Here is a 12,511-nt window from a genome sequence, read left to right on the forward strand (position 1 = left end):
ACTGCGTCTCCAATTCAGACAGACAGAAATTGGTGACTGAGATTATCACACGCTTGCAAAGCTTAGTGACTTTCATGCTGGCACAGGCTGACACTGGCGACGAGCAGTTCGCACAGCACATTGCAGCGGGTTATCTGGCGGATATTGACTATTTATCTTTAAATGAGAATAAAATCATTGAAGGTATTTGTTGAAGAATTATCTGAGTATCGCAATGAAAGCCTCAGCGCATTATACGATGGCGAGGCTTTGCAGGTTATTTATTATTGTGCAACTAAGGTAAAGTCGAATTTTGTACTGTCAACGCGTGTTATTTTTAAATTGGGAGGGAAGGTTTCTCCTGGTGTAACCACATCTATAATGCCGTGAGTAGTGTTGTAATGGAAATACATGGAGCCATTGGCTATATATTCACCTGTAGCTATATTTCTAATGTAAATAGCACAGGTAATTAACTCGCTATTCTCTGTTACCGGTAAATATGTATATGTTTCCTCACCAGACCAAAACTCCGCATCACCAATATTGTGCGCGTTGAATGTCATTAAAAATTGGCGAGGCTCACCACCGGTTTCATCAATCAAACGCATACTGACGGCAAAGTGTGTGTCAATATTAACAATCTGAAACTTAGAAAGACCATGCATTTCTTCAATACTGGCGTAGTCCCCATGGGTATAGCTTTTAAAGATGCCTGAACCATCAGTGTGTTGATAACAATGAACTTTTACGGGGTTAATCACTTTCAACGATAAGTATTTGTCGTTATAGTCATCACCAAAGTGAAAAGTGATATCATCGCCCAGTTGGTAGTAGTCCGGTGATCCGCCGAAGTTTTTTTCACGATAAAACGCCACGTCTGTTGTTTTTACCATTTTTCTACCCTTTTCTGTTAGAAGTAAAGACTGCTGATTCACTAGCAAATTAACCATAGACGCTCAGTGTTATTGTGAAAACCATAAATAAAGCAGTTTGTTTTTTTGATAATGTCTAAATTGTGATTTTGAATCCGTTTTAAAGCGGTCAGTTTGAAGAATATGGTTTGTTGTCAATAATAAAGAAAAGTGAAAGGTATGGACAATGAATGACTCTCACATTCAGCAAGGCTGGCATGCGTCCCATGCTTTAGCCGTTGCCTCACTGTATGAAAATGCGTTTGGACATAAGTTTAAAGCCGCGATTCCCAGCAAAGCGCAGCGGATTCATTTGCTGGCTGAATCCTTTAATCCGGATTTTTCTTTTGTGGTGATCTCGAATGGAAAAATCGTGGGTATTGCCGGGTATCAGACCGCGCAGGGATCACTGACGGGCGGGATAACCTTAAGACGGTTATGGAGAGTACTGGGCTTCTGGCGCGGAACCTGGGCAGCGGTTGTCCTGAGTTTGTTTGAACGCAAGCCTGATCCCAAAGAGCTGATCATGGACGGCATCGTGGTGGATCCTGCTTGTCGTGGCCTGGGGCTTGGTTCGAAACTGCTATCGCACATTATTGCGTATGCCAGTGAAAATCAGTATCAGAAAGTGCGGCTCGACGTTATCGACAGTAACCCAAGAGCCAGAAAACTGTATGACGAAAAAGGTTTCCTCCCAGTCAGAACCGATCGTTTTCCTTATCTGAAATGGCTTGTTGGCTTTTCTGGCTCAACCACCATGATCTATCACCTGCGCGGCGACTGACATTTTCTAAAGTTTTGATCTGCGATCTGAATGACAGGATTGAATCATTCACTGAATGCATCTATGATTTTGTTAATCACTTGATTAATGAAATGAGAAATGATGTCCCGAGGCAGACCACAAGATCCTGAAAAACAGGCACAGATGATGTCGGCACTCCTTGATGCTGCCGAAAGATTACTGGATCAAAAATCTTATCAATCCATCACCATTCGTGAGCTGGCAGCGGAAGCCGGCACACAATCCGCCATGATCAGTTACTACTTTGGGAACAAAGAAGGGCTGTTTATCGCGCTTCTGGACCGGAGCGGGCGTCAGCGCCAGCAGCGGATACAGGAAGTCGTGGTTTTACTTGAAACCCAGCCAGAATCCGTTTTACCGGTATTGGTTGACCGGATCGCAGACATGATGTCTGAAGAACCATGGCTGGTTCATTTGATCAAAGACGAAGTGCTGACTCGCGAGGCAAAACTGAGAGCGCATTTCGTGAAAACCTTTCCTGCCCGGATGGGGGAATCCTTGCTGAATCTGTTCACGACTTTGCAGCAGAAAGGCATTCTCCGTGAAGATATTAATCCGAAATTTGCCACCGCATCGCTGATCAGTCTGATGGCTTTTCCAATGATTGCCGAGCCATTGATTCAGGATGTACTGGGCGTTGATCGCCAGGTGCTTCGCTCCAGTGCCTGGAAACAGCATCTGACGTTATTACTCACACAAGGTTTGGGCAGTCCGCCCAGGTAAGGGGCTCCACATGAAATGCAATCGTCTGAAAGTCATTTTAAAATCCAAACTCGCGTTGCCCATGCTCGCTGTGGTGGGATTGCTGATGTTGGTTGTGCTGTTCAAAACACGTCCACCAGTCAACCACCAGTCAACTGAAATGACGCCCATTGCTGTAACTTTTATCGAAACGGCGCCAAGGGTGATTCGTCCCGAACTGGTGGGGCATGGTTTCATTGAACCGACCCAAAAAGTGGTGGCACTGGCTGAGGTGTCTGCAAAGGTGGTCCGGGTCTCGCCTTATTTGAAACAAGGCAGTCTTGTGAATCAGGGGGAGGTGCTGGTTGAGCTGGATCCTGCGGACTATCATCTGGCACTCACTCAGGCGAAAGCGGAGCGGGCGATTGCAGCAGCGAATTTACGGGAAATCGATACCACTGCGGAGAACCTGACACAGCGTGACGCGCTGATTCAGGAGAACATCGCAGTGGCACAGCGTGAACTGAAGCGGAAAAGGACGTTGAGCGAGCGGGGCGCACAATCCGATTCTCAGGTCGACAGTGAACGGCAAAAACTGATTCAGCTCCGCCAGCAGCAAGCGATACTGGAAAATGAAATCGCCACGCTGCCAGCAAGACGCCATGTGCTGGAAGCAAAACATGCACTGGCTGAAACGAAAGTTACACAGGCCCAGCGAGATTTAGACCGGACCCGGATTGTGATGCCTTTTACCGGTCGGCTTACCGCTGTTCATACGGATCGCTTCCAGTATGTGCCTGCGGGACAACGCTTATTTGAAGCCAGCGGTATCGATCAGATGGAAGTGAAAGCGCAGTTCCCTATCGCGAAACTCAAACCCTTTTTGAAGCTACTGTTTGAAGATCACGGAACTGGGGTTGATCTGACGGATGCGGGACAATTCGGCCCCTTGCTGAGTCAACTGGGGCTTGAATCCACGATACAGGTGCCGGGTTTTTCGGAATCGGTCTGGCGCGGGCAGATTGTGAATCTGGGGGAGTCGCTGGATCCGCAATCGCACACACTGAGTATTACCCTGACGGTCGATCAGCCTTACCGTTTTTTGTCGCCGGGCAAAAAACCGCCTTTGTTGGCAGGGATGCCAGTCATTGCGACGCTGGTGGGTTCCCCGGTTGAGGCGGTGGTTCTGCCGCGCCATGCGCTGCATGCTGGCGCTCTTCTGACTGCCGACAAGCAGGGGCGTTTGAGCCGTGTGCCTGCGACGGCCAGCCTGACGATGCAGGATTGGGCGTTGTTTACACCGGGTCATATTCCGGACGGCACCCGAGTGATCACCAGTGATGTACAGCCCGCACTGGATGGATTGCCGTTATCGCTGACGCCGGATCGCCTGGAAGCCACACCGACTATGCTGGCGCAGTCGGCAGGAGTGGGCCAGTGATGATCCGATATTTTGCCAGCCACCCGACGGCAGCTCATTTACTGATGATCCTGCTGATTCTGGCAGGGTTATTGACACTGCCATCCTTACAACGGGAGACCTTCCCCAGGCTTGCTTCAGATACGGTGCGTGTGCTGGTGCCCTATCCTGGAGCAAGTCCGAGAGATGTTGAAAACGGGATTTGTCGCCCCCTGGAAGATGCGATGGAAGCGATCCCCAATCTGCTTGAAGTCTTGTGTGAGGCCAGGAATAACCTCGCGCAGATGACACTGACCATGGTGGAAGGCCGGGACTTTTCGGTATTTCAGGAAGACATCCGCTCAGCCGTTGACAGTATTGACAGCTTTCCGGATGAAGCGGAAACCCCAGTCGTTGAAGAGATGGGGAGAACCAGCCCCGTGGTGACGATTGCTGTGACGGCGTCCGGTCTGTCCCAGACGGAATTAAAAACACTGGCAGAGCAGTTGAAAACCAAAATGTTGCGGCAACCTGAGATACCGATCGTCCGGATTGAAGGCTTTTCAACGCGGCAACTTCGGGTGTCAGTCAGCCCGGAGCAACTCCGTTTTTACGGATTAACACTGGAAGAGGTCAGTCAGCGGATTGCTTCCCAGAATTTGAACCTGCCTCTGGGATCCTTAGAGACCGTGTCCAGATCGTATGATCTGAGTCTGGATGATCAACGCGTCACTGCGGCTGAACTGGCCAATCTGACCATTTTAAGCGGGCACACGGGCAGCCAGATCCAATTGAGCGATCTGGCGACGATTGAAGAGCGATTCAGTGAGCCGGAAAATCAGGCCCGATTAAACGGACAGCCAGCGGCCTTGCTGAATGTCCGGAAAAATATCACGGATGACAGCTTGTCTGTACTTGCCGCAGTTGAGTCCTTTGTGTCGGCTGAGCATGACCATCTCCCCGAGAGTGTTCAGCTTACCCTGATTCAGAACAATACCTCGATCGTGGTGGATCGTTTAAACATGCTCATAGAAAACGCCTGGCAGGGATTGATTCTGGTGTTTCTGAGTTTGCTGCTGTTTTTTCGCCTGCGTTTTACCTTCTGGGTGGTTGCCGGATTACCCGTAAGTTTTCTGGCGAGTTTCTTTGTCCTGTCATCGCTTGGCATCACGCTGAATATGATGAGTATTGTCGCGCTGTTACTGGCATTGGGCATTTTAATGGACGATGCCATTGTTATTTCAGAAAGCATTGCCGAGCAGTCCAGACTGGGAAAAAAGCCGCTCGCAGCAGTGACAGACGGGGTCGCTCGTGTGGCCAGCGGAGTGCTGTCTTCTTTTGCAACCACGGTGTTGATTTTTGGGGCCTTATTATTCATTGAAGGAGAAATTGGACAGGTCCTTCGTGTGATTCCTGCGGTATTACTCGTGGTGATCTCGGTCAGTCTGATTGAGGCGTTTTTAATATTACCCAGCCATTTGCATCATACCCTGATGCATGACAAGCCATCGCCGGACAACCGATTCAGGATCCGAATCAATCAGGTATTTCTGCAATTGCAGCAGCGCACGGGGCAGGCGGTTGAAAGTGCCATGCATTACCGCTATGCCGTCCTTGGGGGCAGTCTCGCATTACTGATGCTTTCGGTTGGGATGCTGGTGAGTGGTCATCTGAAGTTTCAGGCCCTGCCCGACATGGATGGGGATGTGCTGGAAGCAAGGCTGATCCTTCCGTCCGGGACTCCGTTCCATGTCACAGCGCAGTCGGTTGATCGCGTACTGAGTGCGCTAAACCAAGCCACTGATTCACTGGCGTCGAAAGCATCTGAATCGCTGGTGAAAGCGGTTACCGTCACCTACAGCCACAATGCGGATGCCTTTGAGACCGGCGCGCATCTGGCAACGATCAGTGTGGACTTGCTCACGGCTGAGCAGCGGGTGACAGAAATGGATACCCTGACTCAGGCCTGGTCAGACGCGTTACCGGCGCTGCCTCAGGTTGCTCAGGTGATTTTCACCGAGCCGTCTCTCGGTCCTGCAGGCAGAGCCATTGAATTACGCTTGCAGGGCAGGGATCTTGCGCAGTTGTCAGAGGCGTCCTACGAACTCCAGCAATGGCTGAAAGGGTATGCGGGCGTTTATAACGTGTTCGATGATTTACGGCCGGGTAAGCCCGAGCTCAGGTTTACACTCAAACCGGAAGCTTTGGCGTCGGGCCTCACATCTGCTCAGGCCGCAGCGCAGCTTCGGCAGGCATTTCATGGTGTGACCGTCGATGAGATTTACCGGGGAATTGATGATCTGGAAATCACAGTACAGCTTGCCGCCGAGAGTCAGCTGAATCTTGAATCTCTGGAATATTTTCCTTTGCTTCATCCACGGACCGGAGACCGTATCCCCTTGCTGAGTGTGGCTGATATCTATTTTGAACGGGATTACTCGCGGATTCATCGTATTGACAGTCAGCAGACCGTCACTGTATTTGGCGCAGTTCACAGCCAGAAAGCCAATGCCCAAGCGGTGGTGACGGATACACTTGCGCGTTTTCTGCCTGAATTGCAAACCCGCTTTCCCGGCATCACCCTTCAGGTGGAGGGCGAGATAAAAAACAGCCGCATCACCCAGACCTCGGTCCGCAATGGGTTTCTGATCGGATTGATCGGTATTTTTGTGCTGCTGAGTATTCAGTTCCGGACTTATGCTGAACCCCTGATTGTGATGCTGGCGATTCCGTTGTCACTGATCGGTGTGATTGCAGGCCATATGTTGATGGGGTATCCGCTGACCATGCCCAGCATGGTGGGATTTGTCTCATTGGCTGGCATTGTGGTGAATAATGCTATTTTGCTGGTGACTTATGTGAAAGCCAATGTTCTGGAGGGGATGTCCTTGCAGGATGCAGCCCGAAAAGCCAGTGAAGCGCGTCTCCGGGCCATGTTACTGACAACCGTGACCACCATTGCTGGCATGCTGCCTTTGTTATTCGAAACCAGCCTGCAGGCGCAGGTCATGATCCCGTTAGTGATCAGCATTACGTTCGGTTTACTGGCCGCAAGCCTATTGGTGTTGTTCGTGGTGCCTTGCATTTACGGCATTCTGGCTGATTATCGTGCACTGAAGGCGTATAAAAGCTGGACACCTGTGACGGAAAGCTGAGATCTTAAGCCCAAAGGGACTGTGTGACCATGGGATTTGGATCTGTGCTTCAGTACGCTGAAATCAACCATCGTCTTCACTTTGATGGACTCAGACACCGCACATTTTGAATGCAAGACACCCCGTGATGTTCAAAAATTTGACGACATTGATCCGCTTCACAGATATGAACAAGTGTCGTAATGACAGCTAAAAAAGTGATTTTGACAGGCTGTTTCTTCTTTTCTATCAATAGGATGAGTCGCTAAGCATCTGATAGAATATCGCCGTATTCTTGTTCAGTTCATGAGGAAAGCGTCATGGGAGTCACGATCAGTGCTGATGGTCTGAGTATTGTTCATAAAGGGTCTGGCGGTGAAGCGAATGCTGCCGTCCCGGATGTATGTATGACAACGGTCGGGCCACCCGTTGTTCCTATCCCTTACGGAAACAATGCCAAGTCGGCCGACCTGGCCGATGGAAGCACAACCGTCACCGCCGATGGTGGCAATAGCATTGCCCTGAAAAGCAGCCAGTTTTCGTGCAGCACCGGCGATGCAGGCGGCGATAAAAAAGGCATTGTTTCCGGTACGACCGAAGCGGAAGCCAAATTCACCACAGCATCTTCTACAGTGAAAATTGAAGGTGTCGGGGTGGCCCGTAAAACCGACATGATGACCATGAACGCAGGCAATACCATGTGTTTTGGTTGTGAAAACCCGTCGGTGACTGTTCAGCCAGATGAAGACAAAACCCATGCGCTGCGTGTTCAATGTCGTTACACGTCCGGTAAACCGCTCGCCAATGCCCCTTTCAAACTGAAAGATGAATCCGGTGCCGTTCTGGCAGAAGGCACACTGAATAACGCAGGTGAAGCCATTGTTGACGGCTTGCCCACCAAAGGCTGCACCGTTGAATACGGTGAAGCGCCAGCACCTTATAAAATCAATTATCCTCGCCCTGCCAACCCGGATAAAGCCACGCTTGATGACGAGGTGTTTTTTGACCGCGCATCACACATGTGCGTGCCATTCTGGGTCCCGAGAGGCGATATGCAAAAGCGCATCTGGGGCTATCTGGGCGAAACGCTGGCAGACAGCCTTGAATTTCGTCACATGCTGGAAGTGGAAATTCGCGCGCATCTGCCATTGAACCCCAAACCGGGTCAGGCAGAAGAGATCGCAGCGCGTCTGATCAACTTCTTTGACCAGCAGCCCGTGTCGGAGCAAGACATCCTCGGCCTGATCAGCACCATGCTGCCGATACTGGAAGCAGACGGCGTCTTGTTTGATCTGTTCGTCAATTATCACAAAGAGGAATCCGGCAACAACCTGCTGGCTTCCATGCGTCATCTGGGCACTGGCAACCCGAGTGAGTGGCTGGACAACCTGGACTGGGACGCCAAGGCAACCCTGCTCAGTCGCGAATGCGGCAGCATTCTGGAAAAAACGGATGCCAGGCTGGAAGCGATCCTTTTTCACTCAGATACCCGTGGTTATACCTATATCTCAGACAACATCAAAGCCCATCGGGAATCGGTGAAAACGGTCCGCAAAAACCTGCCTGATGACATTTCAGCGGCGATGAACGGCCTGAAACAGAAAATCGCCACCATTCGCAGCAAGGGCGAAAACATCATGGTGGTGCCGACCAATAACCAGCGCACCACGCAGGGCGGCAGCATTACCGATGTGGTGCACTCGCTGAACGCATTGCCAGCGCCGTTGGCGATTCGACTGACATACGATGACATGGAGCAAACGCCAGCAGGTTATGTGCCTTACTCTGTCATGTTCGCCAATGGCGAAAAACAGGAAGGAAAACTGGATGCGAACGGCAGTGTGATGCTGTACGGCGTGCCTCAAGTCGGCGCTGAAGTGACGTTTGGTGATAAAGAAGCAGCGAAAAAGGCAGAAAAGGAACTCGAAAAACACAGGGAAGCGATCCCTGAAGCACTGAATGGCCTGGTTGGCGACATGGTACAGACTGCCCGCCAACAGGCTGCAACCGCGCCGATAATTGCAGCAGAGCAGTTTGCTGAACTGAAGGCCAGCGTTGAAGAAGAACTGGCAGAAATGCGCAGCCGTAAAGACGCCTTTGATGACTTGTCATTTCTGGAGCAAAGCTGGTCTTATGCGAAAAGCACCGGCATGGGGATCAGCTCAGGTGTCACCGACTATCTGCCTGATTTTGGCGAATTCGGCGAACTGATGGACGAAGCCGATATTGGTATCGACCTGCTGGTGAAAGCAATTGTGGACGGTGATATAGACGTGATGCAGCGCAAACTGCAGCAAGTTGACCGGGTGAAACTGGGTCTGCAGGAAGCCAGTCAGGCAATGGAAATACTCTTGCTGTTAGTGGTTGATCCTGAAACACGATCATATCTTGCCAGCCTGCCACGCCTTTTTCTGGAAGCCATGCCAGCGGATGAACTGACGCGCCTGGCGGTGTCGCAGGGTACGCAAAAAGGTATCGATTTTGCCGCTGTCACGGGCGGTACTGCGTTGGCCGGTGCTGTCAGTGGTGGTGTCGGTGCCCCCGTTGCTGCTGTCGCTATTACCGGTGGCGTCACTGCCCGAAACGGTGGTAAAGCACTGGAAGGTTTGATTGATGTGCTGATGAAGATCTCCGACAGCAAAAAGACCACGCTCAACCGCCACGATAAAAAACAGCATGAAAAGGATAATGAGACTAACCTGCCGAAACATTGCCCGATCTGCGATGACGCTAAATGTAAAAACCGGAATCGGTTGAAGCCGGGAAAAGGGAATAATGGTGATGGTTCGCATAAGAAAAATATGGCAGATGCTTATAAGAAAAGAAAGAAAGTTTTTCCAAACGACCATGATTGGTTTATAGGAAGCAACTCAGTTGAAATCCACCATGTAATACCTAAAGAAGCTGTGAAAAGCAAAAGAATAAAAAAATTATTTGATAAATTTAGCTATGATATCGATGGTACTCACAACCTTGTGACTTTACCTTCAGATATGACTTTGGCGTGTGAGTTATCCATTCAAAGGCATAAAGGAACTCACGCTAAAGGTATAGCCTATACTAATGTTTCCGGTGCGGTTTCAGATCTGAATAAATATGAGGAAAATATAAAGGATAGCTTTGATAATAGCGTGGTCTTGAAAGAGATTGAAGATTTCAACTCAGATCTAATTGAGAGGAATGCGGGACTGTTATATCCTAAAGCGGCAAGAGAACTTGTTATGGATGTTAAAAGAATGATTGAAAAGGGAAAGTTATGTAAGTTTGCTGGTGATCAAAATATTTTGAATTCTAAGTTTGAATTTGAAATGAAAAAAAAGAGTAATAAGATATTGCGTTATATTGAGAGCTTCTCATGGACGATTGCACTTGATAGTCGGGACTTTAAAGAAGGAAATCCACTTGGATGCAGTAATGTTTCAAGTATTACGGAGAAGAAAAAAAATGGACAGAGAGGATGTCCTTGCGAACTAAAACGTAACCATAATCTCGGCATAGGAAAATTCTCAGGAACATTGAGGCTAGGGAAATAAAATAATGAAATACGATTCTGAATATTATCTTCTTCGAGAAAGTGTTGAGTCAGGCAGTTATATGTTGGATCATGCAGAAGACTCCGATGAGGGATTAGACCATTTGATGTCTCTTCGTTCCATTAATCGTCGAGTTTTAGGGCTTGGTGTGGTAGAAATATCTGATGGTGATGTAGCTAACTTTTCGCCATGTGATTATCATGAGACGCCAGAGCAGCTTGTATCTGAAAAATTCAAGAATATTATTACTAAGTTTAATTTACCAGGTATAGACTTTTATAAGACAAATATAATTAATGGTGATGTTATTTGGAAAGAACATTACTTTATGCATATTTGGAATCATCATAAAGCAATCCACCATGGACGATCAAAAATAGATGGCACTTATGTAGATGATGATTTTACGTTAGAGGTGTTATCATTAGATGAAAATGTACTAGATAAAATTCCCTTAGAAAAACGATTAATATTCACATTGGAAGAGAAGCCAAAATTCCTATTTCATGAAACAGTTGTGCAAGCACTTCGTGAGGCAAATCTCACAGGTTTGAGTTTTCAGCGGGTAGATGAATGGTCAATTGGTTCGGCCTTTGAATAACAGACTATTACGACAATGGCTGCGAAAGTGTTTATGGTGGCCATATGTTTTTTCTATATACTGGATTATCAACAGTTTGAGAGATAGTTGATTTGAAGACAAATCGTATAATGGCAAGAAAATGAAATATGATAGTCAATACTACATGTTAAACGAAAGTGGTCGTGCAACGGATTATATGTTAGATCAGATTGATGGTTCTGATGAAGGCTTAGGAAGACTCATGGCCATTCATCCAATTCACAGAAGAGTATTGGGACCGGGTCGGGTAGGCATATCAGAAGGTAATCGCGCCAAGTTCCAACCGTGTGACTATCATGAAACCGCAGAACAATTGGTCTCTGATAAATTCAGGCAAGTTCTGGCTCCGTTTAACTTGCCGGGCATAGATTTTTATCAAACTGACATTGTTAATGATGATAAAACATGGTCTGATTATTACTTTATGCATATTTGGAATCATCATCAAGCGATTGATAAGAAACGCAGTGAAATATCTGGAACCTATGTCGGTGGCAGGTTTACTCTATTGAAACTGTCGTTAGATGAAGAGGTACTGGATCAAGTACCTTTAGAAAAAAGGCTTGTTTTTACCTTGAAAGAAAAACCTGTTTTTTTGTTTCATCAATCTGTCGTTGCAGCCCTCAGAGCCTCTGACCTCAGTGGTTTAGGCTTTCGCCGTGTCGATAACTGGTCTATCGGATCTGCCTTTGAAGATGACGATGATTTTTATGATGATTTGTAATTGATATTAATAGTGTGATTGATGTTGGCCACTTAAGTGGGGCTTTAATGATAGATACGGTTGGCTGTAATAACTTTTTACTCTAAGAGCTGTGGCTAAGTCTTTTCATTGGGAAGTTACATGCACGAAAATAAAGCGAAATACGACAATCAATATTACTTATTAACAGAGGATAGTAAATCAGCTCCTTACATGATTTCTGAAAGTGAGAAATCTGATGATGGATTGTTGAAGCTGCTTTCTATGCGCTCGATAAAAAGAAAAGTCCTTGGTCCTGGGTATGTGCACATAACTATGGGCGATGATGGTAATTTCAAACCTTGTGATTATCATGAAGTCTTGCCAGCAGGTCTAGTGTCTGAGAAATTTAAAAATATTTTGGATTCATTTCAGCTCCCCGGAGTCGATTTTTACCCTGCTTATATAGAAAATCGAGGGAATATCTGGAAAGAGCATTATCTAATTCATATTTGGCAAAATCATCGAGCCTTACATCCGAAGCGATCTGTCTATGATGGTACGTATGAGAATGATCGATTTGATTTGAAAAAGATGACATTGAACGAAGAAGTTTTAGATTTGGTTCCTTTACACGAGCGCTTGGTATTCAGGCTTCATGAAAAACCCCACTATCTCTACCATGAGTCAGTTGTTGTTGCGTTAAAAGCAGCTGGGTTGACTGGTGTTAATTTTCTGAACATTCAGAACTGGGGGCCAGGC

Annotated in this window: 9 protein-coding genes and 1 pseudogene; 9 read left to right on the top strand and 1 reads right to left on the bottom strand. The window is 47.6% G+C overall.

Annotation, left to right across the window (positions count from 1 at the left end; genetic code table 11):
• A pseudogene (locus KCG43_RS20945) lies at window positions 1-194 on the top strand (phosphotransferase); the annotation flags it as partial.
• A gap of 69 nt (window positions 195-263) precedes the next feature.
• Here the strand turns inward: KCG43_RS20945 and KCG43_RS20950 are convergent.
• On the bottom strand, window positions 264-932 hold the full coding sequence (locus KCG43_RS20950; RefSeq protein WP_218387379.1) for a beta/gamma crystallin domain-containing protein: 669 nt from the start codon (window positions 930-932) through the stop codon (window positions 264-266).
• A 148-nt stretch (window positions 933-1,080) separates the two neighbouring features.
• Between KCG43_RS20950 and KCG43_RS20955 the strand changes: the two genes are divergently transcribed.
• The 8 genes from KCG43_RS20955 to KCG43_RS20990 form a co-directional block, all read left to right on the top strand.
• Window positions 1,081-1,677: a GNAT family N-acetyltransferase gene (locus KCG43_RS20955; RefSeq protein ID WP_218387380.1), complete on the top strand. Its 597-nt coding sequence runs from the start codon at window positions 1,081-1,083 to the stop codon at window positions 1,675-1,677.
• 99 nt (window positions 1,678-1,776) lie between these two features.
• Window positions 1,777-2,421: a TetR/AcrR family transcriptional regulator gene (locus KCG43_RS20960; protein ID WP_218387381.1), complete on the top strand. Its 645-nt coding sequence runs from the start codon at window positions 1,777-1,779 to the stop codon at window positions 2,419-2,421.
• Between the two features lie 10 nt (window positions 2,422-2,431).
• Window positions 2,432-3,820, top strand: a complete 1,389-nt coding sequence (locus KCG43_RS20965) for an efflux RND transporter periplasmic adaptor subunit (RefSeq protein WP_218387382.1) — start codon at window positions 2,432-2,434, stop codon at window positions 3,818-3,820.
• Window positions 3,820-6,933, top strand: coding sequence for an efflux RND transporter permease subunit (locus KCG43_RS20970; RefSeq protein ID WP_255558130.1), 3,114 nt, complete (start codon window positions 3,820-3,822; stop codon window positions 6,931-6,933). The genes KCG43_RS20965 and KCG43_RS20970 overlap by 1 nt, the downstream gene beginning before the upstream one ends.
• A gap of 299 nt (window positions 6,934-7,232) precedes the next feature.
• Window positions 7,233-10,445: a PAAR-like domain-containing protein gene (locus tag KCG43_RS20975; protein ID WP_218387384.1), complete on the top strand. Its 3,213-nt coding sequence runs from the start codon at window positions 7,233-7,235 to the stop codon at window positions 10,443-10,445.
• A 4-nt stretch (window positions 10,446-10,449) separates the two neighbouring features.
• On the top strand, window positions 10,450-11,046 hold the full coding sequence (locus KCG43_RS20980) for an imm11 family protein (protein WP_218387385.1): 597 nt from the start codon (window positions 10,450-10,452) through the stop codon (window positions 11,044-11,046).
• 121 nt (window positions 11,047-11,167) lie between these two features.
• Window positions 11,168-11,791, top strand: coding sequence for an imm11 family protein (locus tag KCG43_RS20985; protein ID WP_218387386.1), 624 nt, complete (start codon window positions 11,168-11,170; stop codon window positions 11,789-11,791).
• A 120-nt stretch (window positions 11,792-11,911) separates the two neighbouring features.
• The coding region (locus KCG43_RS20990; protein WP_218387396.1) for a hypothetical protein at window positions 11,912-12,511 on the top strand (600 nt) is incomplete at its 3' end.

Origin of the sequence: Photobacterium sp. WH24, from assembly GCF_019204055.1 — a bacterium.
GTDB lineage: Bacteria > Pseudomonadota > Gammaproteobacteria > Enterobacterales > Vibrionaceae > Photobacterium > Photobacterium arenosum.